We start from the raw sequence: 24,118 nt of genomic DNA on the forward strand, positions 1-24,118 counted from the left end.
TTACTCCCGGGCGACTTTAAGGCCTTTGGCCGGCAGGAACCCGGGGTGCGCTGCGCCATTGCGCTGGATCACTTCGCCGACCCGCGTCGCATCGGCAAAACGTTGATAGGCCAGGACCAGAGCCGGCTGGCTCTGCGTGGGCGACAAGGTAATCAGGCGCACCCCGGAAGACGCCACCGCGGTCAGGTGCCCGAACAGCTGCTGGCGCAGTGCATTGAGCACCTCGTAGTGCCGGGCATCGGCCTTCAGCGCAGCGCCCCAGATCACCTCATTCAGGGCATCGCGCAGGGTCAGCACATCATCGGCCACCGGCACCTCAAGGCGCTGCACCGGTTGTACCGCCTGCTGCCCGACTGCCGGCGTGGAGTTGAGCTTGACCACCGGCGTCGCCACCGGCATCTGCGCCACCTTGTAGCCCAGCTTCACCAGCAGTGCGTCCTGCACCAGGTTGGCCATGGCCTGGGCTGCCGCCGTGGTGTCCTTGCCGGTGGTGAGCTTGGGCGTATCGATCTGCTTGGCTGCCTCGACCTGTTGCGAAGCGTTGGCCAGAATCCCGCGATAGCCCTCGCGGGCGAAATCCTTGAGCTCGCGGATATCCCCCAGCAAGCCTTCGAACTCGGCGCTGACTTCACGCGGCAGTTCCTTGATCGAACGCACCAGCAGGCTGAGGTCGCGGTAGGTGTCGAGCACTTGCTTGAACTCATGCTCGATCACCTGATAGACGTCCTTGAGGCTGTCGCGCAGCTCCTTGACCCCAATCCGCACCGCCTTGATCAGGCTGACCGCCTCTTCAAAACGGCTCACCGCCGAACCCAGCAGGCTGTCGGAGGCCACCAGCAACTGCTGCTGGGTGTTGACCGCTGCCGAAGGAAAGCGCAGCGGCTGATCCGGGTAGAACTTCAGGCTGAAGGTCACCAGTCCGCCGTCCTGGCGGGTCTGGGTCATCTCGCACTCGCCGACCTTGACCTGCATCCGCCCGAGCCACGGGTGCACCAGCTCACCGGCGCCCTCCTCCAGGGCCTTGAGCAGTTTGTCGCGCTGCTCCAGGCAATCGGCGCCGACGATAAACGCCGTCAGGTCATGGATCTTCGCCTGCTGCCCCAGGCCCTCGAAAAACGGCTGGTCGCGCTGTGGGTACTCGTGCAACTGGCCCTTCTGGCCGACCGGGGTTTTCGCCTGGTCCACCCAAAACGCCACGCCGCGAAATGACGCCGGCAATAAACGATCACGCCAGGAATCAGACATTGGAACCTCCCAGGGAAAGCGAGCGATAGCCGACGGTGGAGGCCACGGTCAGGCCTGGCTGGTTGGTTTGGGCTTGGTCGACGCGTAGGCCGGCAGGGGCGTTGGCGAAGCTCACCATCAAGCCGCCTTCGAGTTGGGTACGGTTATTGGCGGCGGTTTGCTGGATCAGCGCACTGGAGTTTTGCGTCAGGGCGCCGCCCTGCATTGAAGCCAGCCCGTTGCCCGCGGCATTGATGGTTCTTTGTGCCTCGGTAAGACCTTCAACCTTGCCGGTGACCGTAGCGATCAGCCCTCCGAAACCACCTTCGAATAGCGTCGCGAACGCTTGCTTGATTGACTCGAAGGTCGGTCGCAATTTGTCCCACAGCGAACTGAAGAAATCAGTGACCGCCCCCCAATTGTCGTAAAGCATCACCAGTGGAGAAAAATCAAACAGGGTTTGAAACACATTCTTCACTGCTTCCACGCCAGGTTGCAGCGCAGCCCAGATCGAACTGAAGAATTCAGTAACCGCCCCCCAATTGTTGTACAGCATCACCAACGGATTGAAGTCGAACAGGGTTTCAAGGCCCTTCTTCACGAACTGGACACCTGGTTGAAGTGCGGCCCAGATTGAGCTGAAGAAGCCTGTGACTGCGCCCCAGTTGTTGTAGAGCATCACCAGCGGAGAAAAATCGAACAGGGTTTGGAACACCTTCTTCACTGCATCCACGCCAGGTTGCAGCGCAGCCCAGATCGAACTGAAGAAGCCCGTGACCGCGCCCCAGTTGTTGTAGAGCATCACCAACGGCGACCAGTCAAACAGGCTCTTGAGAACCCCCATAACCGGCACCGCCAACGCCTTGAGCAGATCCCAGATCGCCGAAAACAAGCCGGTCAGCCCGCCCCAGTTATCCATGACCAGCCCCAACGGCGACCAGGAAAACACCGCCTTCAGGAAATCGACAACCGAGCCCGCCAGCGCTTTGACCCCGTTCCACAGACTGGAAAAAAACGCCGTGATCGAGCCCCAGTTGTTAATCACCATGCCCAGCGGGGTCCAGCTGAACACTGTGCTCAACACATCCATCGCCGTCGCCGCGGCGCTTTTGACGCCCTCCCAGAGGCTGACAAAAAAGGCTGAAATCGGAGTCCAGTTGGCCACGATCACGCCGGCGGCCAGGGCGATGCCCATGGCGATCAACATCACCGGGGAGGCGCTGAGCACGGTGCTCATCAGGCCAAACACCTGAGTCGCCCCAGTGACCGCCGTCTGCATCGCCGAGAAAGCAATGGCACCAGCGGCCAACCCTTCAACCAGCGCCGGGTTGTCGTTGAGCAGGCTGCCCACGCTGTTGAGCATGGGCTCCAGGCCCACCACCAGTGCACCTACGGCCGGCAACAAGGCCGCATCGATGGCGGCTGAAACCTTCCCCATCGACTGGCTGAACACGTTCATGTTTTGCGCAGCGCCCGGCATATCGGTGCCGCTGGCCGAATCGCCGACCTCGGCCAACTTGCCCTTGAATGCATCGCAGGCCTTGATCCCCTCCACGAACGGCGTCATCAGGCTGCCGCCCTTGAACAGACCGCTGATGTCCAGCTTGCCCAGCCCCGTCTGCTCAAGGTTCTTCTTGAACGTGTCGACCTTGCCCTGAAGAGACGCGAGTTTGGGGGACAGCTCATCGATGCCGCTGAGCAGCACCGATTTCTTTTCTACGGTTTGTGTGTCTGCCATCACTGCACCTGCTGCATCGCATTGATCCGTTGCGCGTGCTCCAGGGATTCCCGGAGCACATCCAGTGGCCTGGCCAGCATCTGTTCGGGGTCTACCTTCCAGAACCAGGCCAGGTCATAGGCGACAGCGATCAGGTCGGCGATGGCTGCGATGCCGCACTCATGAAAAAACTCGCCACCGCCCAGCTCAAGGCATTGAGGTCAGCCAGGTCCAGTTGGTTGACCGAGGACGGCGGAATGCCGGCGCAGACCGCGATGTATTTGGCCGCGACGTCCATGTCCAGGCTGACTTCCTCGCCTTTGTCGATCTTGTACGGCAGCGCCTTGATGGTGCGCACTTCCTGCACCGTTGGCCGGCGCAGGGTGAGTTCCAGCAACGGCTCGCCGTGAGCTTCGATCGGCACGTGCAACTTCACCAGGCTGCTCATTGCCAGGTCCCCTTCTGCCCTTCGAAGCTCAGCTCGATGGTGGCGTCATCGCCCTTGGCCACCGGTTCGTCCACCAGGTAGGCACCGGCCAGCACGTAGACCTTGCCGTTGGCGAACTCGCAGGTGACGGTCATGTCGGAACCGGCAATCAGCTGCTTGAGCGGGAAGTCCGGGGTGTGCAGCGCGGTGACTTTGAACGACGGGGTGAGGTCGGTTTCCTTGTAGAAACCCGGGACCACGGTTTCCCGCTTGACGGCCATCAGCGGTGCTTCGCAGCCGCCGTTGATGGTCAGTTGCGCGCCGTCCACTTTGACGTAGCAGGTGCCTGCAATCAGTTGACCCATGATATTTCTCCGAAAAAATAAGCCCGCTCGAGGCGGGCTGAAAAAACGCTATGCAACAGGCCCGATTCAGGCCGCCGCGTCGTACTGCAGGCGGAACTGGTTGAGCAGCGCGAACACCCGCAGGCCATTGATGTAGTCCGGCGGGAACAGCACGTTGACCCGGCTCGGGTCCTGCACGTCGCGCTCGACGATCAGGTGCTCGGCGAACAGCTCGGCGTTCTCCACGTGGCCTTCCATTTCCAGCTTGGCGTACTGGGCAATCAGCTCGCCGCGAATGGTGCTCGGGGTCACGATCGGTTGCCCGGCGCCGAAGCGGGTGCCATCGGAAGCCAGCTTGTGACGCCCGTATTTGCTGGTGATCACGCTTTGCAGGCGGCGCACGATAAACGCCGACTGGTGCATGGTTTCGCTGTCCAGGTAGGAGTTGTCGGCCTGGCCGTAGGCGTTTTTCTGGTAGGTGGTGATCGAACGCTGGATCCGCACATAGCCGCCTTCGTAGTAGGCGGTGGCGATGCCGTAGTTGAGCAGCGACTGACGCTCGGTCAGGGTGAAACGCTCGCTGGCCGGTGCCGGATCGACACCCGGCAGGCTGCCACTTTGAGTCGGGCGGCTGGCGTCGGCGGAGATAAACACCGAGGTCCGCGCCGCCAGGGCGGCGGCTTGCACCCACACCGGTTGCGGCACACCGGCTTCCAGGGCCTGGATGGTCATGTGCTGGTCATTACGCGCCTGGCCCGCTGCTACCAGCGTGCCGACGGTGCCGCGTTTGGCGCTGTAGACATGGCCGAACAACTGCTTGGCCCAGGACCAGCGACCGGTGCTGTCATCCATGACGGCTTGCCAGGCGTTGAGGGTCGAAGTGTCGGTCCAGGGCATGCAGATAAACTCGAAAGGCTCGTCGCCCAACGCTGCCAATGCCGCGACCTGATCCGGCACACCGGTGCCGCCGGCCATCTTGCCCAGGGTCAGCGACAGACCGGCCGGGGTTTCCTCGCCATTGCTCTTGCCCAGGCGATTGAGCTGCAGGCTGATGTCATTGCCCGTGTCGCCGGTCCACTTGGCGCTCAGGGTGACAGTGCCATCAACGGCCGCCGCCGTGACCGGCAGATCGACCGCGGCGTTGATCTTCAGCGCCAGCGCAGCGGCGGCCTGAGTGGCCGTGGCGCCGGTGACGATCGAGGCCTGCACCCGCACGCCGCCGACATACAGATTGAGCAAGCCGCTCTGGGTCGCAGCGCCGGTGAGTTTCAGCTCGGCCTTGGCCAGGCTGCCCTCGGTGCTGTGCAGCGGCAGGCACCAGATCTCGCCGACCGGGTCGGTCTTGCGCCAGGTTTCGTACATGGCGGCGAGCATCGAGCCGCTACCGCCGATGCTTTTTGCCAGGGCCACACTGGATACCAGCACCAGGCTGCCGACTTCGGTGCTGGTGGCATTGTCGTTGACCTGGGCCACGATCAGGCGGCGCATGGACGACGAAGCGCTATTGGCTGCCGAATTGTCCATCTCGGCGTAGAACAGCGGTACACGAATGTCCGCAGGGATATTGCTGAAACCGATCGCCATTATTTGGCTCCTTGTGATTTCGCCGCTTTCACGGCTTTGCTGGTGATATCGCCATCGGCCAGACGTCGACGCCACCAGGCGTTGTCCGGTACTTCACGGCCGGTGACGGGCAACAGATCGCCCGCTTCCGGGTCCGGCACCGCGCGGCCAACGGCCGGCAGCACAGTGATGCGTTTAGTCATGGGGTTACGTCTCCTGAAAAAGTCAGCTCCAGACGCCCGTCGGGCCCCGGACGTTGCAGATTGGGGTCGGCCGGATCGATGGCATCGACCCGCACCGTGACCCCGGTAAAAGACGGCAAGCCGTCCAATTCACGCTCGCCCCAGGTTTCCGCCGGCTGGCTGGCAAGGTTGCGACCGAGCTGGAACTCGGCGAAAAAGCGCAGGCGATAGAGCAAGCGGGTGGCACTGAGCGACACCAGCTCGCCGCCGTCGTATTCGATGGGGTTGTAGTCGAGGCCGGGTTTGAAACCGACCAGGGCCCGCCAGACTTCGGCGCGCAGGTCGTGCATCAGATCCAGCGCTTTTGTGGCATCGGTGGCATCAAGCACCAGCAGCACTTCAAAACGATCGCGGATGATTTGACGGCCAGCGTTCTGCGCCGCACTGCGACTCGCCACATCGGTCAGGGGCGCGATGTACGCTGCGGGGAGCTGCAACGAGGTATCGGCCTCCAGAGAAGGCAGGTCGATGCCGACAGCGATGCGGTTGGTGAGGTTGGGGCAGTGAGTGCGGAGCTGGGTGGAGATGGGGGTGATTTTCATGGGGTCACCGGGCAATAAAAAGCCCGCGGGGTGGCGGGCTTACAAAAAGGTCCGAATCATCGGAAGCCCGCATCCTTGCAGGCCGGGGTCGAGGTTATCGCCCCTTAGTTGCCACTCCGCTGGGCTTTATTTTGTTCTCACTCACTTGGTATGAACTGTATTCGGGTAAACCGAAACGTTGTGTCGACTAGTTGGCGATCAACATGTCGATAGTGCTGGTATCGCATGAAAAGTTAGCTTTCTTATCAAGCACAAAATAAAGAGAAGATGATTTGGTAACCGGCACTTTGGTTGCAGAAAACACAGCCCCCTTACCTTTAGCCAAACTGCCAGACTGAATAACGGCTCCGTCCAGACTTAACGACCAGGTAACACCATCACTACAAGTTTCATGGACATGGTTGACACGCCCTAGAACATTAACTTCCCCAACGATTGGACTGGCCCAGCGGATGATCGTTTGACTATTCTGACCAGGATGAAAAACAACATCACCCGGCGCGATAACAAAAGTTCCGTTCCCTGTGAATGTATAAGTCTTGAAATGGACCGTTACATGAGAACCAGATGCTGGATCTTGCCAGCATGTAGCAGGCTTGCCACCACAAGCATCCGCTTTGAAAAAAGGCAACAGCGTATAGTTTTCAGGATTATTCAACCCCGACGCATTCTGCATAAATGCCCAAGGAGAGTTTGGCGCAGGACTCTCCTTGATAAAAACAACATCCCGCGCCAGGTTCCAAGACATCGCATCCGCCCAGGTATTCAGGGATGTACCCATCAACGAAAACAGACTCAACAGCAATAAGGCTTTAATCTTTTCCATAAGATCTCCGACAGTGCTTTTGCGAGCTTACGTGCTCATTTTCAAAGCGAACTTGCGCAGAAAGACGGCCGCAACTCCTTACAACGAGCGATCAATCAATCGCCCCTAGCGCTTCATCACGGACTATTAGTACTCATGGATTCCAAGAGTGAACCCACCGCAGATCAAGTTCAGTCCACGCCAAAGTTGGGCGCAATGACTTAAAGCTGCACCACCTTAAGTGGCCGGGCTGCTGGCTTTTTCTTGCCCGCGGCCTTGGCCTTGCCTTGCTTGCCGCCATTGCACTCAACCGTGGTACTCCAGCCAGATTGGGTGAAGAGCTGCTCGACCGAATCCACCAGGTAGTCGCCGTCGAGTCCGACCTTGAAGCCCTGGGCAGTGATGATTCGCTCGGCAAACAGGTCCGTACGCCCAGGCATATCCAGGCGCAGGCTGGCGGTGCTGCGGTTGAAGGCCGCCAGACGCGCCTTGGCAGCCTGCTCGGCGGCCTGTTTGTTCGGATACAGATGCCGATCGGTATTCACCGTCGGCACGCCCTTCGCTGCATGTTCATTGCCCAGGTCGATGACTTTGAGCGCTCCACTCTTTTTGTCCTGATGCCGGGTCTGCACCGCCTTGTGGGTACTGCCATCACTCAGGCGGAACTGATAGCGGCTGACGTCACCACGGGTGAGGGTGACGACGCCCAGAGCCTTGCCGCTGGCGCTCTGCCCGGCCTGCCGGGGCAGCACCAGCAGCTTGCCTTCGGCCACTTTGGCGGTGCAGTCGTATTGCCTGGCCAGGCGGGTGATGAAGTTGAAATCGGACTCATTGAGCTGATCGATGCGTGGCACCTTGGTCGCCAGCGGGCAGATCGGTATCCAGCCGTTGCGCGCCGCCAGGTCACGCACAATCAGTTGCAGCGAGACGTTCTCCCAACTGCCGCTGCGCGTGGTTTTACCGCTGCCGCGCATGTCACTGGCCTTGCCGCGAATCTCGAGGGTGTCGGGCGGTCCGTTCACCACCACCTCATCCACGGTATAGCGCCCCAGGCGGGTCAGTTCCTGGCCTGCGTAACCGAGGAAGACTTCAATGCTTGCACCACGCCCGGGCAACGCCACGGCCCCGTCGCGGTCATCGATGCGCAGCTCGAATTCGTCCGACTCCATGCCGGGTTTGTCCGTAGTACGCAGGCTCAGCAACCGGTCGTTGAGCTGTGCGGTGATGTCCCGGCCATCGGCAACAATGCGAAACGTCGGGGTCATGAGCCGTGCTCCAGAAAGTGCAAACCCCGTACTCGACGGGGCTTGTTGATGGGGTTGGGGATCAGTCCCATAGCTGGACCATGGCCTCGGCCCGAACCGGCAGTTGCGGCAGCCGGATCAGGACCCCGGCGCGAAACGGCTGGGGCTCGTCGGCCAGCCCCTGATTGGCATCCAGCACGGCCTCGACACTGCCGTTGAGGTGGCCGTAGTACTGCTGACACAGGGTATCGAGCAGGTCCCCGTCAGACGTTCTGCAGGTCGTCGCCATAGCTTACGAACTCCAATGAAAAACCTTGTTTGCGGGGGATACCACCGGCCAGCAGGTGGCTCTGGTCTTCCTCGATGCTGGTCAGGCACCAGGTGCCCAGCACTTCGCCGTAGCCGGTGGTCAGGCCCAGCGGCTGCAAGCGTCGGCCGATACTGCGCAAAGTCTGCAACTGCCCCAGCCCTCCCTTGAACCCCGGAAAGATCGCGCCCTTGAGGGAAATGCGCTCTTCACCCTGGCCCACCGCCTGCTGGGCGACACTGCGGTTCAGGCGCTCCTGGCCGGCCCAGCGGAACCCGGTCTGTCGGCGCAGGTCCTCAAAAGCCGCGGTGTCGACATTGAAGTAGTAAGGCTGCCCACCGGCCCCCAGCGGTTGCAGGATCAACAGGTGTGGAAAGGGCTTCACCGCCTCGGCCGCCGGTGTGGCCTGTTCGGCAAACGCGGCCGTCGGGAAAATATTGCCCAGGGCGGGGCTGATCTGCCCGCCGATGCGGTTGATCGCCGCGCCGGCCTTGGCCACCTGTTCCTGCAACGCGCCAAGACGCTGCTGCACCTGCCCCGCCACCGTCACCGCCTGGCTGTACTTGGCCGCCACTTCACCGACGACCGACTGCGCGGCACTGATACCGCGCATCGTGCGCTGCAACTTGGCGCCCAGGGCCGGCCCGACAAAGGGCAGGTTCTCCAGCTCCAGGGCGGCGCCGGTGATATCGCTGATGGCGCCGTTCATGGGCCCCAGCATCTCATCCGCACTGCGCCGCCCCGCCTCCGCTGCCGCCACCAGGGCGCCAAGCCCCGATTGCAGCTGTTCCATGTAAGCCATGGGATCTCCTTAAACGTGTGCCGCGTCGAACAGCTGGCGAGCGGCAGCCTGGCGGCTGAACTCGTCGAACTGCCAGCGCAGGTGCGGTTCCAGCTCCCGGGCCAGTTGCGCAGGGTCGCGCACATCGCCCTGGACCGAGATCGACAGGTAAGGCGCGAAGCTGAACTGCTGCTCGATGACCGGGGGGACCTGGGGTTTGAATGAATCCGGCGCAGTGATCGTGGCCAGCGCCGCGGTGGACGACGATGGACTGGCCATCGAGCGCGCCGCCTGTCCCATCAGCGGGGGTGTCTGGCCCGTCTGGAAGGATTTGGCGATGTCGCCCATGACCGGCGGGATGTTCTGCCCGGCGTTGCGCATCATCAGCGGACCGGCTACGGGCATCTGCTTGAGCGACTCGTCGGAGCCGAACATTTTTTTACCCAAGGAGCCACCGGCGACCGAACCTCCCCAATAACCCGCAGCACTCAGAATGCCGCCAATCAGGCCACCTACGGCGGTCCCAAGCCCCGGTACCACCGAGCCAATGAGCGCACCTGCCGCCATACCTGCCGCAGCCCCCGCAAGACCTCCGGCCGCTTGTCCATAACCCTCAGCCTTCTCGTCGCGGGTCTTGGCATTCTGGTAGGTATCTGCCACCTGAATACCGGCACCTAGCACCGACAGAAGACTGCCACCCAACTTGGGTGACAGCTTTGCGCTCTTCAGCAAGGACCCTACCCAGTTCAGCGCCGTGCGCCCCATGCCCAGCGCGCCATTGGCAACGCTGCCTAGACGAGCTGGGCTGAATGCACTTTTCAGTGTCTGGAAAACCCTGCTGAACGTGCCGGGCTTGCCCCGCGCGCCACCGGGGCGCTTGCGACCCTTGTTGCCCTTCTTGTCCCGGCCGCCGTCGATGCCGTAATCGCCCGCCCCCATTCCCAGTGCGTTGGTGACAAATACCCGTTGCACAAACTTGGGATCAATCTTCAGCCCGCCTCGGAAAACATTCAGCAGGCCCTTGCCCATGGTGTAGACGGCCATCAGCTTTTTCACCGCGACATACGCGGCGCCCAGAGCGGTCACTCCCAATACCAATGACGGAGCCGCCTCCGCCAATTGAGTCAGCTTGCCGACTACCAGGGTCAGGCCCTTGGCCGCCAGATCAGTGGCCGGGCGCAGGGCCTCTCCCACGGCACGCATGCCGTCGTCAACGGCATGCCCTGTTTCAGCCCAAAGCTGCTTGGAGGCTTGCCGACGCTCGGCCAGGTTCTTGTCGATAACCCCCGAAGCACTCAACGAGTCCTTCTTCACTTGCTCGTACTGCTGCCGGCCCTGGGTCTGAGCCAGCAAGGCCGCCTTGATCTGCATATCGGTGAACAGGTCACCGGTACGCAGGGACTCTTCCAGAGCCTCAAGCATGGACTTGGCCTTCGCCGGGTCCGTTTCCTTGCTGATTTGCGCCTGAGCCTCGGCCATCTTCGCGGCCTTGGCCGGGTCGATGGCCCTGACATAACGCATGGCCAGGGCAAAGCTCGCCTCCAGGCTCGACATGCCCTTCTGGATACCGGTGTTCAGCGAAGCCTGGTAGTCAATGCCGGCATCTTTGTAAGCCTTGACTGCATCACTGGAACCGATTTTCCCTATCCAGTTCTGCAGTTGTCCGGCGGCCTCATCGGGACTTGCGGCGGTGTTCATCTGCACCTGCAGCATCGAGCCCAACTGGCTTACCGCATCCATACCGGTGAGCCCCTGCCCACCCGCGCTCTCGAGCAGTGCCGGGAGCAAGCGTGCCATGTCGGCGGCCTCGAAATTGCCTGCCTGCCCCTGCAGGGCGATGGCCTCCAGGGCCTGCTCCATGACCTTGGGGTCGCTGATCCCGGCTTTCAGCTCCAGGGCCCGCATCAGGTTCGCCGTGTCTTCCACACCGGCGCCCTGGCCCACCGCGAATCGGGCCGCCAGCGCGGTGTAACCTTGCGCCTTGCTCAGTGACATGCCCTTGGCAGTCATCTGCCCCACCAGAGCGGCCACCTCGTTGCGGGCCATTCCCGTGTCCCGTGAGGTCTGAATGACGGTGCGGCTCAGCTGCGCTTCCTGAGGCTGATTGGCCACACCGGCCTTGATCGCAATGTCGCGGATCAGTGCCTGATAATCGGCACTGGCCTTGACCGGGATGGCCAGCTTGCCGATTCCGTCCTTGGCCAAGCCATAAGCCGCCTTGAAGTCGGCCTTGCCCTGGCCGATCTGCTGCAACCCTCGGGCCTGCAAAGCCGAGCCCCGAGCCACGTTACCCAGCGCCTGGTACTCCTCGCGCAGTTTATGGACCTGCACACCCTGCTGGCGCAGGCCATCACGGCTCTCTTCCAACCGGCGCAACAGCCCGGTGGCGGAAGCGGCGCCGGTGTCATGGGCCTTTTTCCATTCATCCTGCAGACGCAGGGTCTGGCCGATGGTCTTTTCCAGCACCCCGGCCTTGCTGCCCTGTGCCTCCAGTTGCTTGATCCGGCCTTCCACCGTCTTGAAGGCGGCGTCCCACGTCGAACTGAGGGCCGTACCTATCACCACCAGCCCTGATTCCAGTTTGCTCGCCATCTGCTACTCCTGCTCCTTGGGTGATGGGCTCAATCCGTGAGCCACCAGACCATGTCGGAAAACCTCATGGTCATGATTTCCTCGGCGGCGAAATGCAGCTCGCTGGCGAGCCGCTTCGCTGCCATTTTCATCACCTTCGGATCAAAGCTCGTCGTCTTGCACCAGGCGAAAATAGCCGGCCTGCAGGCGCTGATAATCCTTGAGCGCCATGCCCTCCAGGTCCTTGGCGCTGATTTCAGCGAGGCTGGCAAACAGCATCAGCTCACGCTGTTCATCGTCGCCCGCGGCCCCGGCATTGGCCGCACGCACATCGCGCACGGTGGGAGCACGCAAGGTGACCTTGTCGCAGACCACGCCGTTCATCTGCACCGGTTTGCTGAGGCTGATGACAACGTTTTCAGCACTCAGGGCCATCCAGGCCGGGCTCTTGTCGATTGCTTGAGACATGGAGGTGGTTTCCTTACAGGCCCAGGGCCGAACGTTGCGCGGCCAGTTGGTCGACGCCATTGATCACGCGCTTCATGCCCAGGGCATCGATTTCGTAGATCAGGCGACCGTCGACTTCGAGCTTGTAGTAGGTCAGCGCCACGTTGTGCTTGATCTCGGCCTTGTCGCCGGATTTCCAATCGCCCATGTCGACTTCCTTGAGCAGCCCGCGCAGGGTCACGATCACCGGGGTGACCTTGCCCTTGAGGCCCTTGAAGGCACCGCGGAACACCCCGTTGAAACCGGTGCCGTCGGCCAGGCCGAACATCTTCAGCGACTCACGGCGCACGCCGGTAGTGGTGAAGCCGGCTTCCTGTTTTTCCATGCCCATGTCCAGTTCCACCGGCACGTCCATGCCGCCGACACGATGCTCCTCGGTCTTGAGGGTCAACTTGGGCAGGGTCAGGCTCGGCACGTCGCCTTGAAAGCTGATGCCATCGACGAACAGGTTCATGTTCGCCAGGGTTTCGGGAATCATTGCCATTGCTGCTGCTCCTTAAGCGGCTTGGTCGAGGACTTCGGTCAACCACTGGTTGGTGACCTCGACTCGGAAGTTCGGGTTTTCGGCGGGCGGTACGTCGGTGAAACGGATGTTCCAGTACACCTTGCCCTGCTCCAGCTGGCTGGCCGTGTTGAGCTCGGTGTCGGCGTAAACCTCGAAATTGATGATCGCGCCCTGGTTTTTCAGATCACGCATGAACGCCTGCAGGCCCTCGGTGACGTCCTTGACGTAGGTCGCGGTGATCGAGCGGTCGACCGCCCATTTGTGGCCGAAGAGGATGGCGTCCATGACGATGTCCATGGTCCGCACCCGGGTGACAAACGCCCACTTCGGATCGCTCGACAGCGTGCGGTTACCCCACAGACGGAAGCCGTCGTCGCGGATGACCGTGGTGATGTTGGCGTTGTTCAGCAGGTTGGCGCGGCAGGTTTCATCGCCGTCCAGGAACTCGATGGAGCGTGAGGTGCCGGTGATGCCGACAAACTCCTTGTTCGATGGCGAAGCCCAGAAGCCGTATTCGTTGTCGGTCCAGGCAAACAGGCCGGCGACCCAGGCCGAGGCCGGCGCGTCGACTGTGGCGCTGGCGCCGTTGTCCCAGTGCTGAACACCCGGATCGACCAGGTAGGCGCGCTTGGCGCCAAAATTCTTGGCGTACTCCATGGCCGCTTCGTCGGTGCTGTTCGGGCCGTCAATGATCGCCAGGCCACGCAGCTTGTCGGCCAGGGCGACCAGGGCGGTGCCGACCGCCAGGGTCGAACTGTGTTTGGGGGTGACCAGCAAACGCGGCTGGGCATTGAAACGGCTCTTGCCGTCCAGCAGCGCCTGCAAACCGGTGCGCTTACCGTTGGCCAGCACCCCGCCGATGATTGCCGAGGTCTGCTCTGCCGCATCCGCCACCTTGGCCACGCCGCAGGCCACGATCACCGCCTTGGCTCGCTGATAGATGGCCTGGCAGGCCTTGGTGATCGCCGCATCCGGGCCCCAGGCCGCGATGGCCTCGCGCTCGTTGGTGATCAGCAGCAGGTCGTTGGCCTTGGCCGTGAAGGCCGGGGCCTCGGTGAAGGTGTCCACCAGGCCGATGATCGAGGACGTCGGCAGCGAAATAGTGCGCGCGCCGGTGTCGACGTTAGTAACGGTAACGCCGTGGAAAAAACCACTCATGGATAAACTCCAGACATGAAAAAGCCCCGGGTAAAGGGGGCTGTAAGGGATGTTGGGTTAAGGGGAAGCGGGAAAGAAAACGCCCCCGGTGATGCGGGGCGTTTATTGGGTTTTTTCGGCGATCCAGGATGGGGCCACTGGGCGGTGTTCGGCCTGTGGAAAGTCCGGGGATTGCGGCCAGTCGCGCAGGGCTTGCATGTACAGCAGCAGCTCTTTGAACTGTTCCGCCGTAAGCGTGGTTTCCACCTCGATCTCCAGTTGGTCGCGGTGACGCTCGCGCAGCCAGACAGCTGATGCAAGCTCACCGTCGCGCCAGGCTCGTTCCGCTTCTATCAATTGTTCATGAGAAGGCGGGCCAGGATCGACAGCAATCGGAAATCCTCGCTCGTCCGGCACGATAACTTTCAACTCACGTTGAGCGGCAAGAAGCGACACCAGAGCCTCACGCGTAATCTCAACCACGTCCGACGGCATGCTCTTGCCGTTTACAGCAGACGTGTAAAAGCTGTGCGCTGTTGCAGAGTAGAAATGTGCCATCAGTACCCCCATGCCCACCAGAAATCGGTTTCTGTAATTGTTCCGCCTGAATGCCGGAAAGTGGCGCTCGAATTGGTATGCGGAATGTTTTGACTGAGCGTCAACGCATACGCCCCCGTGCCGTCCGTGACACGTTGCGCAGAAATAAAAACAGCGCGAGATGGGAATGCAGTCGGGAAAAGCACGGTGGCGGAGTTGCCGTTGATCGAGAATCGACCCCACTGCAAGATAAATCCGCCTAGCCAAGTCGGGAGCGCAACATAGCCGTCAGTACCGAACATGCATGAAAAACCAAGGCGCTGTTTTTTTGGAGTGACGATTGTCGCGTCATTCGTGCCAGCGTTGATCTGCACGTCAGTTGCGATTTTCGCCGTACCTTGATTTGCCTCTGTCGCCTGAGCAGCCAGCGGGGCCAGCGCCGCAACGTCGATGTTTCCCTGATTGACGGGTGTGTTCCAAGCCTTGATGCACCACATGACCGCCAAGTTGCGCGGGCGGGTTTCCGATCCAACACGAGGCACGCCGTTCACGCCGTCACTGACGAAAGCGCCCGTTAAGTTACGTGGTCTTGTGCCCGGAGCGACTGAGCCCAACGGCGGGCCGTACGCTGGATCACCAGCGCCGCCATCATCGTTACCCCAGGATGTGCCAGCCTTAGTTCGCAGCGTCTCCAGGCGGAAGCCTTGCAGACTATCGAGCTGCATAGAGCCAATTGCGCGCCCGGCATCCACCCCACGCCCATGGTCCCAGCCCCGAAAGAACTCACCCCGAGAGTCTGGCAGTCGGAAGCTTCCCGCGCCTTCATCGCCCTTGTTGAAGGTGGTCCCGAGGTACGCCGCCAGGTCAGGGAAGGCAGCAACGCTCTTCACGCTGCCATCAACTTCAAGGAAGCCCGGCGGAACCGCACCCTTGGGAAACGCCACCATCGAGCCCACCGGCAACGACGACGCCTGCGCCACAATCGACTCGATCTCAGCCTTGGTATAGGTGTCGGTGATGCCATGGCCGGCCAGGGTGTTCGGGTTGGTCCCTGCGATCACCCGGCCGTACTTGTCGACAGTGACGTTGGCATATGAACCCGCGCTGATGCCGGTCCGGCCAACCGCCATTTCAAATTCCAGCGCCGTGGTGCCCAGAATGATCGGCCCATCAGTGACCAACTGCCAGACACTGTCACCATTGACCGTGCCCTTCTCGATGCTGACAAACAGGCCCGGGGTGACTTCCGGACTGCTGTCGGCATCCTGCGCACGCTTCCAGACGCCGGTCGCCGACACCACGTACAGGCCGTTGTCCTTGGCCTGGATCTGGTTCTTCACCAGCACCCGGGCATCGGCCGGCAGCAGCACGTCGTCGATGGTCAGGATCCCGCTCAGCGCGATGTTGGCCGTGGTGGCCACCAGCGCCGAGTGTTTGAAGTCCATCTTGGCCAGGGCTTCGATCACCGCGTTATCGACGTACTCACGGGTCGCCAGGACCACCGCAGGGTCGATCTTGAGCACGACCTGCGCGGTGTTGGCCACGATGAAGTTCATGCGGATGACCTGGGTCTTGCCAGTGCCCTGGGCCAGCAAGGGCTTGAAGCTTGGGGCGCAGTTGGCCACCGCCACCAGGTCGCCTTCGGCGTCGAACAGGCCGATTTCACGGATCCAGCGTCCACCGACATCGGGCGGGATGACCTGCTCGGTGATAATGACGTTGGGATTCGCCGGATCAGTACGTACCTGATTCACCGGCGCACGGCGCCATTCGTTGATCAGCTTGGTCTGGGTCCTACTGGGGATGGGGTCGGTGCCGTTGGCATCCCCTACCGCCATCTCCTTGAAGGTCCAGGGCGTGCCCAGGGCGGTGGCGTTGGCCTGTTTCGCCTCGCCCACTGCAGTGAGAATGGCGAAGAACTGACTGTTGGAATCGATCATGAGTACACATCCAGGGTGTCTGTTTCATCAATGCACATGACCTGGCCGTATCGACCGGTCACTTCAATATCACGGGGCGCCGGGGGGTAAACGTCGAGCACTTCGCCCTGATCCACATAGGCGCCGTAGCCGATCACCCCGGAGGTTTCCAGGCTGATGGCCAGCCCGGTCATGTGCCGGCTCACGGGCCTGGCGTCGTCGATCAGCCGGGTCAGCTCCTGGTACATCTCCTCGGTGATACCGGTATCCAGTACGCCGACTTTCAGGGCAAAGGTGGCGGGCTCACCCCGGGGGACCGTCTGCCACCATTCGACCACTTCGATCAGGTAGCCCAGGGGCTCCACGACCCGGCGCAGCGCGCCGATGGTGCCCTTGCGGGCATGGATGAAAAGCGAGGCGCGAATGGCGTTGCGCTTGACCGCTTCGCTCCAGCGCGGGTCCCAGCGGTCCACCGACCAGGCCCAGGCCAGCTGGGGCAGCAAGTGCACCGGACAGGTCGACGGGTTGTACAGGGTGCGCAACATGGTGGCGGTGTCGCCGGTGTTGGTCGCCTCGAGGGCGCGTTCCAACAAGGTGCTATTGCTTGGCAGCAGGCTGCTCATATCAGCTCCCCAAGGTGACGCTGTAGCCAGTGCAGTACGCGGCCTGGGCCTTGCTCGGAGCGATGTCCTGCCAACCGTGCAGGTCGACCCGGGCCACGCCGGCCACATGCAACTGGGCATCGATGGCAGAACGCGCCACCTCGATGCCCAGGCGCCGACGTGGGTTGACCCAGGCGGCCAGCCTGCGCTCGGCCTCGGCCAGGGCCGCATCACTTTCCGGCCCGGGGCCTTTCATGTGCAGCACCGCGTCGATGCGGTACGGCAGGACCTGGGCACTGTTCACCGTGACCCGATCCCCCAGGGGGCGTACGTCCTCATCGTTGAGCGCTGCGGCAACCGTCGCCAACAGCTCAGGCGCAGCAGCGCCGTCGCCCTCAAGGCCCAGCACCGTGACCGTGACACAGGCCGGTGACGGGCTTTCGGCCTCGGCATCGGCTACCAGGGCCGAGGCATTGCGGGCATGCAGGATGTAGCTGTTACGCGGCCCGGCGGTGGTCAGCCCTTCGTAGGCCAACTGGGCACGTTCGCGCAGTGCGTCATCGGCTTCCTTGATCTCCTCCAGCGGCGGCACCGCTTGCGGGTCGCCGGCCTGGATCACCAGGCGTTGCAGATTGACGTTGGCTGCCAGTTGATCCAGATCCGTGCCCTTGGCATGGGCCAGCAGCAGCGCCTTGGCCGCATCGTTGACCCGGGCTCGCAACAGCATGTCGCCGTAGGCCGAGAGCTCCAGGTGTTTGGTGACGGGATCGCTTTCCAGGTTGGCCGTCCAGTTGTCGCCCATGTAGCGGCGAAAGGTCGCCAGCTTGTCCTGATACAGCGCTTCAAAATCCAGGGCTTCCAGCACCTGGGGCGCCGGCAGCGCCGACAAATCCAGCATGCTCATGCCGTCACCTCCAAAACCGCGTTGTTGCCCAGGTACTGGCCCGTCAGTTGGAAACTGACCTGACCCTCCACCACCGCTACCACTCGCACCCGCTCCAGCTTCAGCCGTGGCTCCCAACGCAACAGCGCTCGTGCCACCTCGGCCTGCACCGCGCTTTTCCAGCCACCGGTTACCGGCAGGTCGACGTAACGGCGCAGGTTGCTGCCGTATTCAGGTCGCATCCGCCGGCTGCCCAAAGGGGTGGTCAGGATGTCCTCGATGGACTGCCGCAAATGCTCGATGCCGGACAGCGGCTGGCCAGTACGGCGATCCATTCCGATCATCGTGTTACTCCTGCGGCTGAAAGTCCGGATGCTGCTCCAGATAGTCCCGGGCAAGGCTGTCGCCAGCCGGCGCCGATACCGTTCCCTGAGCCACCGCCAGCTCGCGGCCATCCGCCAGGATCAGGATGCGGGAGGTGTAGAGGGTGTCGCGAAAAACCGCAGCACCAGTACCGGCCGAGCGGTCGAGCTTTTTTTTCGGAATTGCCATGCTTTTCTCCGGGTACAAAAAATCCGCATTCGGCGGATTGATCAGGTTTATCTAGGCCAAGGGTGGCCGACGTTGATCGCCAAAGCGTCACTGAGGCGTTGCGGTTGAGCCAGGACCGGGCATCACGCCCAGGTGGACATGGGTCGAACCGATGTTCACGCCGTTGTGCGTCAGGCCGGCGCCGTTGATCTGCACATCGCCATTGAGGGTGATTGCCCCGGTCAACGTGATGCTGTCAGCCGTGCCCGTAATGGCGTTGTCCGTGACCAACGCCGCACTGGCGCCGACCTGGATTGCCACCGTGCCGCTGGGCAGGCTGATGCTGTAGCGCTTGGCCTGCCAGTCGTAGACCAGCGAGCCGCCATCATCGAAACGCCAGACTTCGACATGATCACGGTTGTCTGGTTGAGCGCCGGCATCACCGTACAGGCCCGGTACAAAAGTGCCCTGCGCCGGCTCGCCACTGGGGCTGATCAGGACGCCCTGCTCGCCCAGACTCGGCGCCCGCCAGTGACGGGCCTTGCCGGCGGCCTGGCTGTGCCAGCGCACCCAGGCACTGGTCCAGCCGGCACCATCGCAAACCCGCACCAGGCCGGCAGCCAGGTCCACACCGACCACGCTGCACGGGAGGATCAAACCGGCAATCATGCGGTCGTGGGTTGCAGATACGTAACTCACGCCATGTGCTCCGGCGACTGGTAGTCACCCTCGTGACCTGGGCCGGTATCGGGACTGAAGCCCAGTACCAGCGTGCCTGATGGTTGATTCGGCCATGGCCATTGCTCCTGGCCAAGGTAGATAAGCTGCTGCCAGCGCACGATCCACTCGGCTCTGTAAGCCGGCTCCGAGACCGTATCCGCAGGTTTTGCCGAGACCGCCGTTGCGCCTTCGACAAAATCCAGGTCCCACTGCTGGCAACGCAGAAGCTCGATCAACTGAGCCGCCAGAATGGCCGCCTGCAAAGGTGCCTGCACAAGCTTGGCATCCACTCGCACCCGCGCCTCAAGAGTGGCCTGCAGACAACTGCGGCCGTCGCCCGGGTCGGCGCCCTGGTCCAGGCCTGTAATTGCAAAGTAGAGCGCCGGCTCAGTGGCGTCCTCAAGCACCTTGGGCAAGGCCTCGACCGTGTGCAGATGCGGCATCGCCAACTTGATCGTGGCCATGATGGCGTCTTGTAGCTGAGTCAGTTCATTCATTGTCGTGTTCCAGAAGAAGGTCGACGCTGCCACACCTGTGGGTCCATGTCGGCAGACCTGGTTGAGGGCCGATGTCGATCAGGGAATCAAGGCTGATCAGAGTGAGAGTCCCGCGGTGGCACCTCGCACACCCCAATGCGCTTGGCCGCCCAACGCTCATAAAGGCCGATGGCCACATCGGCGCCGGCCATGGCGGTCAGGCAGCCGAGTGCACAGGCGGTCCAGATCGACACACCAACGCCGTACAGCAGCATGATCGCCGAGACGCCGCAGACCACGCAGGCGCCGGAGCGCAGGGCCAGTCGTCGCACCAGCAGCCAGCCGCGGGCGCCCTCCTTGTCGGCGCGCCACATCTCGCCGGAAACGCCACCCACCAGAGCGAGGACGATGACCAGCCAGATCGGCATGTCCAGCAACGCTTGTTGCTCGTTTGTCATGTCTTGCCTCCAGTGCGGGAAAAGCCAATTGATTGGCCGGAAAAATAATGCGGGTGCTGCTGTGAGCCTGTATCGCCAAGGGGCATACAGTTAGGCAGGCATTCCAAAAAGCCCGGTTGCCCAGGCTTTTCAGTAATGCGGTCCTTCTGATCTTTCGGCGCTACTGGCGCGGTACGGATCCATTTAAATTGTTCCTCCGACCGCGACCCTGTCCGCCGGATAACTGCTTCTGGTGCTTTACGCTGCACACCCGGGTCAGTTGCCAACCCTCTGAACCGTTGAGGCCGGTTCATCGCTGCCTTTGCTTTGCCACTAAAGAGCGGTGTTGCTCGCCGTTGTTGAGCGGCTTGAGACAAAGAATATGCATGTATGCATATACAGTCAATGCATAAATGCATTTATTTATGCGCATGAAATGCACGCGTGCATGAACTCCTTGCCGCACAAGGCTCCGGGCGTTTCTGCAGACGAAAAAAAACCCGCTCGGTGGCGGGTTTTATCTGATGGCGGTTCGGTTAGCGGGCGTACATGCCCCACCAGAAGACGTGACCGAGGATGGTGATCTGCTCTTCCTGGATGTCCTGGAAGCTGTAGTCCTCATCCGGATGCTCGTCGCGATTGAAGCTGCGCAGGCGAATGCCGGTAGGCAAGCGATACAGCTGCTTCACCCGCAACTGGCCATTATGGTTAATGGCGTAAAGGTCGCCATCGATGATGTCGCCAATACCGCATTTGCCGGCATTGACGCCCACGGTGGCGCCATCGCGCAGCACCGGCAGCATGCTGTTGCCGCGCACCGTGACGCACTTGGCCTGGTCAAACTGCACACCGTTATGGCGCAGGCTGCGCTTGCCGAAACGCAGGCTGGAGCGCTCGCTTTCCTCGATGACGAATCTTCCTGATCCTGCAGCCAATTCAACCTCTCGAAGAAAGGGGACCGAGACCTCGTCGTCATCGACAGGCGTGTCGTCGTCCCACAGACTTATGTCCTTGAGTTCGGAATGTATCTCGTCGCCAATCGCCGCGCGGCCTGGGGCAATCTCAGCGCGCCCGCGCAGTTGATCGGTACTGACCTGGAAGTACTCGGCGATGCGCGAGATGTGCTTGTCCGACGGATCAACGATCTTGCCGCTGAGGATCCGCGAGAGTGTGGATTGAGGCACGCCGGTTCGACGGTGAAGCTCCGTGGGGGAGATTCCGTTGCGATCGAGCAGCTCTCTTAAGACGGTAGAAACATTGCGTTTTTGCATAACGCGCATATTGCTCGTTCTTTTCGCGGATGACAAATGCTGATTTGCATATTTTATGCATTCATTTCAGAAACAACCTACGGCCTCACGCCTGCGAAGGGCCGACCGCTCATGGTAACCTTGCGCCCATCGCGGAAACGCCGGGCCGATGCCCCGCCCTTGCCCCACCACTTTCAACGAATTTGCCTACCTACCTGATGAATAAAGCACTCTCAGACTTGTCCTCCCACACGCCAATGATGCAGCAGTACTGGCGCCTCAAGAACCAGCACCCTGATCAGTTGATGTTCTATCGCATGGGCGACTTCTACGAAATCTTCTACGAAGACGCCAAGAAGGCCGCCAAGCTGCTCGACATCACCCTGACAGCACGCGGGCAGTCGGCGGGCCAGGCGATTCCGATGTGCGGCATTCCTTACCATGCGGCGGAAGGTTACCTGGCGAAGCTGGTCAAGCTCGGCGAGTCGGTGGTGATCTGCGAACAAGTGGGCGACCCGGCCACCAGCAAAGGTCCGGTGGACCGCCAAGTGGTGCGCATCATCACCCCGGGCACGGTCAGTGACGAGGCGTTGCTCGACGAACGTCGCGACAACCTGATCGCCGCGGTGCTGGGTGACGAGCGTTTGTTTGGCCTGGCAGTGCTGGACATTACCAGCGGCAACTTCACCGTGCTGGAGATCAAAGGCTGGGAAAACCTGCTGGCGGAGCTGGAACGGGTCAACCCGGTCGAGCTGATGATCCCGGATGACTGGCCACAGGGTTTGCCGGCAGAGAAGCGTCGTGGTGTGCGGCGTCGCGCGCCCTGGGACTTCGAGCGTGACTCGGCGCACAAGAGCCTGTGCCAGCAGTTTTCGACCCAGGACCTCAAGGGCTTTGGCTGCGAGAACCTGACCCTGGCCATCGGCGCCGCCGGCTGCCTGCTCAGTTACGCCAAGGAAACCCAGCGCACCGCCCTGCCCCATTTGCGCAGCCTGCGGCACGAGCGCCTGGACGATACCGTGGTGCTGGACGGCGCGAGCCGGCGCAACCTGGAGCTGGACACCAACCTGGCCGGCGGCCGCGACAACACCCTGCAATCGGTGGTCGACCGCTGCCAGACTGCCATGGGCAGCCGCCTGCTGACTCGCTGGTTGAACCGTCCGCTGCGTGACCTCAAGGTCCTGCAGGCGCGGCAGACTTCGATTACGTGCCTGCTCGATGGCTATCGCTTCGAGAAGCTGCAACCGCAGTTGAAGGAAATCGGCGATATCGAGCGGATCCTCGCCCGGATCGGCCTGCGCAATGCCCGACCACGCGACCTGGCGCGCCTGCGTGACGCGTTGGCGGCGCTACCCGAATTGCAAGTGGCAATGGCCGAACTGGAAGGCCCGCACCTCACTCAACTGGCACAGACCACCAGCACCTACCCGGAGCTCGCGGCGCTGCTGGAAAAAGCCATCATCGACAATCCGCCGGCGGTCATCCGCGACGGCGGCGTGCTGAAGACCGGCTACGACGTCGAGCTCGATGAGCTGCAATCCTTGAGCGAGAACGCCGGGCAGTTTCTGATCGACCTCGAGGCCCGGGAAAAAGCCCGCACCGGCCTGGCCAACCTGAAGGTCGGCTACAACCGCATTCACGGCTACTTTATCGAGCTGCCAAGCAAGCAGGCCGAACAGGCTCCGGCGGACTACATCCGGCGCCAGACCCTCAAGGGCGCTGAGCGCTTTATCACCCCGGAGCTCAAGGAGTTCGAAGACAAGGCCTTGTCCGCCAAGAGCCGGGCCCTGGCCCGCGAGAAAATGCTCTACGAGGCCCTGCTGGAGACCATGATCAGCCACCTGCCGCCCTTGCAGGACACCGCCGCGGCCCTGGCCGAGCTGGACGTGCTGAGCAACCTGGCAGAGCGTGCGCTGAACCTTGATCTGAATTGCCCGCGTTTTGTCAGCGAGCCCTGCATGCGCATCAGCCAGGGACGCCACCCGGTGGTCGAGCAGGTGCTGAGCACGCCGTTCGTGGCCAATGACCTGAGCCTGGACGACAACACCCGCATGCTGGTGATCACCGGTCCGAACATGGGCGGTAAATCCACCTACATGCGTCAGACCGCATTGATTGTGCTGCTGGCCCATATCGGCAGCTTCGTACCCGCCGCCAGTTGCGAGCTGTCACTGGTGGACCGGATCTTCACCCGGATCGGTTCCAGCGACGATCTGGCGGGCGGCCGCTCGACCTTCATGGTGGAAATGAGCGAAACCGCGAACATCCTGCACAACGCCACCGAACGCAGCCTGGTGCTGATGGACGAAGTGGGCCGCGGCACCAGTACCTTTGACGGTCTTTCCCTGGCCTGGGCTGCGGCAGAACGTCTCGCCCACCTGCGCGCCTACACGCTGTTCGCCACCCACTACTTCGAACTGACGGTGCTGCCGGAAAACGAGCCGCTGGTGGCCAACGTGCACCTCAATGCCACCGAGCACAACGAACGTATCGTCTTCCTGCACCACGTGCTGCCAGGGCCGGCCAGCCAGAGCTACGGCCTGGCCGTGGCCCAGCTGGCCGGGGTGCCGAGCGAGGTTATCCTGCGTGCCCGCGAGCACCTGAGCCGTCTGGAAACCACCAGCCTGCCCCATGAAGTTGCACGCCCGGCTTCGGAAAAAACGTCGGTTCCACAGCAAAGCGACATGTTCGCCAGCTTGCCTCATCCGGTGCTTGAAGACCTGGCCAAGCTCGATCTGGACGACATGACGCCACGTAGAGCATTGGAAATGCTCTATACATTGAAGACACGCATCTAACGCAGACGCCTTCAAGCTGTTAGAATCTCGCGCGGTTTGGGATGCTGCG

Annotated in this window: 26 protein-coding genes; 1 reads left to right on the plus strand and 25 read right to left on the minus strand. The window is 61.9% G+C overall.

What is annotated here, in order from left to right:
• The 25 genes from CF161_RS10570 to CF161_RS10685 all read right to left on the minus strand — a co-directional run bounded on the left by CF161_RS10570 (window position 1) and on the right by CF161_RS10685 (window position 21,301).
• Window positions 1-1,245 carry a DNA circularization protein gene (locus CF161_RS10570; RefSeq protein ID WP_020296567.1) on the minus strand — a complete coding sequence of 415 codons (1,245 nt, stop codon included), beginning with the start codon at window positions 1,243-1,245 and terminating at the stop codon, window positions 1-3.
• Window positions 1,238-2,962 carry a hypothetical protein gene (locus CF161_RS10575; protein WP_020296568.1) on the minus strand — a complete coding sequence of 575 codons (1,725 nt, stop codon included), beginning with the start codon at window positions 2,960-2,962 and terminating at the stop codon, window positions 1,238-1,240. The genes CF161_RS10570 and CF161_RS10575 overlap by 8 nt, the downstream gene beginning before the upstream one ends.
• A 130-nt stretch (window positions 2,963-3,092) precedes the next feature.
• On the minus strand, window positions 3,093-3,389 hold the full coding sequence (locus CF161_RS10580) for a phage tail assembly protein (protein WP_020296569.1): 297 nt from the start codon (window positions 3,387-3,389) through the stop codon (window positions 3,093-3,095).
• Window positions 3,386-3,733 carry a phage tail tube protein gene (locus CF161_RS10585; RefSeq protein ID WP_020296570.1) on the minus strand — a complete coding sequence of 116 codons (348 nt, stop codon included), beginning with the start codon at window positions 3,731-3,733 and terminating at the stop codon, window positions 3,386-3,388. The genes CF161_RS10580 and CF161_RS10585 overlap by 4 nt, the downstream gene beginning before the upstream one ends.
• Window positions 3,734-3,799: 66 nt before the next feature.
• The gene (locus CF161_RS10590) at window positions 3,800-5,296 is read right to left on the minus strand and encodes a phage tail sheath subtilisin-like domain-containing protein (protein WP_020296571.1); all 1,497 of its coding nucleotides are present in this window, start codon (window positions 5,294-5,296) and stop codon (window positions 3,800-3,802) included.
• Window positions 5,296-5,478: a DUF2635 domain-containing protein gene (locus CF161_RS10595; protein ID WP_020296572.1), complete on the minus strand. Its 183-nt coding sequence runs from the start codon at window positions 5,476-5,478 to the stop codon at window positions 5,296-5,298. The genes CF161_RS10590 and CF161_RS10595 overlap by 1 nt, the downstream gene beginning before the upstream one ends.
• A complete protein-coding gene (locus tag CF161_RS10600) occupies window positions 5,475-6,059 on the minus strand; it encodes a hypothetical protein (RefSeq protein WP_020296573.1) in 585 nt (194 codons plus the stop codon). The genes CF161_RS10595 and CF161_RS10600 overlap by 4 nt, the downstream gene beginning before the upstream one ends.
• Window positions 6,060-6,246: 187 nt before the next feature.
• Window positions 6,247-6,885, minus strand: coding sequence for a hypothetical protein (locus CF161_RS32195; RefSeq protein ID WP_084471705.1), 639 nt, complete (start codon window positions 6,883-6,885; stop codon window positions 6,247-6,249).
• A gap of 200 nt (window positions 6,886-7,085) precedes the next feature.
• Window positions 7,086-8,129 (minus strand): phage late control D family protein, encoded by a 1,044-nt coding sequence (locus CF161_RS10605; RefSeq protein ID WP_020296574.1) that lies wholly within the window; start codon window positions 8,127-8,129, stop codon window positions 7,086-7,088.
• A gap of 61 nt (window positions 8,130-8,190) precedes the next feature.
• Window positions 8,191-8,397: a tail protein X gene (locus tag CF161_RS10610; protein WP_020296575.1), complete on the minus strand. Its 207-nt coding sequence runs from the start codon at window positions 8,395-8,397 to the stop codon at window positions 8,191-8,193.
• Window positions 8,372-9,217, minus strand: a complete 846-nt coding sequence (locus tag CF161_RS10615) for a phage tail protein (RefSeq protein WP_020296576.1) — start codon at window positions 9,215-9,217, stop codon at window positions 8,372-8,374. The genes CF161_RS10610 and CF161_RS10615 overlap by 26 nt, the downstream gene beginning before the upstream one ends.
• Before the next feature lie 9 nt (window positions 9,218-9,226).
• Window positions 9,227-11,788 carry a phage tail tape measure protein gene (locus CF161_RS10620; RefSeq protein WP_020296577.1) on the minus strand — a complete coding sequence of 854 codons (2,562 nt, stop codon included), beginning with the start codon at window positions 11,786-11,788 and terminating at the stop codon, window positions 9,227-9,229.
• Window positions 11,789-11,929: 141 nt separating this feature from the next.
• Complete coding sequence (locus CF161_RS10625) at window positions 11,930-12,235, minus strand: phage tail assembly protein (RefSeq protein WP_020296579.1); 306 nt, start codon at window positions 12,233-12,235, stop codon at window positions 11,930-11,932.
• A gap of 13 nt (window positions 12,236-12,248) precedes the next feature.
• The gene (locus CF161_RS10630) at window positions 12,249-12,758 is read right to left on the minus strand and encodes a phage major tail tube protein (RefSeq protein ID WP_020296580.1); all 510 of its coding nucleotides are present in this window, start codon (window positions 12,756-12,758) and stop codon (window positions 12,249-12,251) included.
• Window positions 12,759-12,770: 12 nt separating this feature from the next.
• Window positions 12,771-13,937 carry a phage tail sheath family protein gene (locus CF161_RS10635; RefSeq protein WP_020296581.1) on the minus strand — a complete coding sequence of 389 codons (1,167 nt, stop codon included), beginning with the start codon at window positions 13,935-13,937 and terminating at the stop codon, window positions 12,771-12,773.
• A 102-nt stretch (window positions 13,938-14,039) separates the two neighbouring features.
• Window positions 14,040-14,474, minus strand: coding sequence for a phage tail assembly chaperone (locus tag CF161_RS32200; protein WP_256206353.1), 435 nt, complete (start codon window positions 14,472-14,474; stop codon window positions 14,040-14,042).
• Window positions 14,474-16,393: a phage tail protein gene (locus tag CF161_RS10645; RefSeq protein ID WP_020296583.1), complete on the minus strand. Its 1,920-nt coding sequence runs from the start codon at window positions 16,391-16,393 to the stop codon at window positions 14,474-14,476. Before CF161_RS10645 ends, CF161_RS32200 begins: the two co-directional genes overlap by 1 nt.
• The gene (locus CF161_RS10650; RefSeq protein WP_020296584.1) at window positions 16,390-16,995 is read right to left on the minus strand and encodes a phage tail protein I; all 606 of its coding nucleotides are present in this window, start codon (window positions 16,993-16,995) and stop codon (window positions 16,390-16,392) included. Before CF161_RS10650 ends, CF161_RS10645 begins: the two co-directional genes overlap by 4 nt.
• Before the next feature lies 1 nt (window position 16,996).
• On the minus strand, window positions 16,997-17,878 hold the full coding sequence (locus CF161_RS10655) for a baseplate J/gp47 family protein (protein WP_020296585.1): 882 nt from the start codon (window positions 17,876-17,878) through the stop codon (window positions 16,997-16,999).
• Window positions 17,875-18,201: a GPW/gp25 family protein gene (locus CF161_RS10660; RefSeq protein ID WP_020296586.1), complete on the minus strand. Its 327-nt coding sequence runs from the start codon at window positions 18,199-18,201 to the stop codon at window positions 17,875-17,877. Before CF161_RS10660 ends, CF161_RS10655 begins: the two co-directional genes overlap by 4 nt.
• Before the next feature lie 4 nt (window positions 18,202-18,205).
• Window positions 18,206-18,409 (minus strand): hypothetical protein, encoded by a 204-nt coding sequence (locus tag CF161_RS10665; protein ID WP_020296587.1) that lies wholly within the window; start codon window positions 18,407-18,409, stop codon window positions 18,206-18,208.
• An 87-nt stretch (window positions 18,410-18,496) separates the two neighbouring features.
• Window positions 18,497-19,087, minus strand: a complete 591-nt coding sequence (locus CF161_RS10670; RefSeq protein ID WP_020296588.1) for a phage baseplate assembly protein V — start codon at window positions 19,085-19,087, stop codon at window positions 18,497-18,499.
• Window positions 19,084-19,638 carry a hypothetical protein gene (locus CF161_RS10675; RefSeq protein ID WP_256206354.1) on the minus strand — a complete coding sequence of 185 codons (555 nt, stop codon included), beginning with the start codon at window positions 19,636-19,638 and terminating at the stop codon, window positions 19,084-19,086. Before CF161_RS10675 ends, CF161_RS10670 begins: the two co-directional genes overlap by 4 nt.
• Window positions 19,639-19,691: 53 nt before the next feature.
• Window positions 19,692-20,042, minus strand: coding sequence for a phage holin family protein (locus CF161_RS10680; protein ID WP_020296590.1), 351 nt, complete (start codon window positions 20,040-20,042; stop codon window positions 19,692-19,694).
• Window positions 20,043-20,557: 515 nt separating this feature from the next.
• Window positions 20,558-21,301 carry an XRE family transcriptional regulator gene (locus CF161_RS10685; protein ID WP_043229109.1) on the minus strand — a complete coding sequence of 248 codons (744 nt, stop codon included), beginning with the start codon at window positions 21,299-21,301 and terminating at the stop codon, window positions 20,558-20,560.
• Window positions 21,302-21,489: 188 nt separating this feature from the next.
• Here CF161_RS10685 and mutS point away from each other — a divergent pair, with 188 nt between their 5' ends.
• Window positions 21,490-24,069, plus strand: coding sequence for a DNA mismatch repair protein MutS (gene mutS / locus CF161_RS10690; RefSeq protein WP_020296592.1), 2,580 nt, complete (start codon window positions 21,490-21,492; stop codon window positions 24,067-24,069).
• The last annotated feature ends 49 nt before the right edge of the window (window positions 24,070-24,118 follow it).

The sequence above is a fragment of the Pseudomonas sp. CF161 genome (genome assembly GCF_000416215.1).
GTDB lineage: Bacteria > Pseudomonadota > Gammaproteobacteria > Pseudomonadales > Pseudomonadaceae > Aquipseudomonas.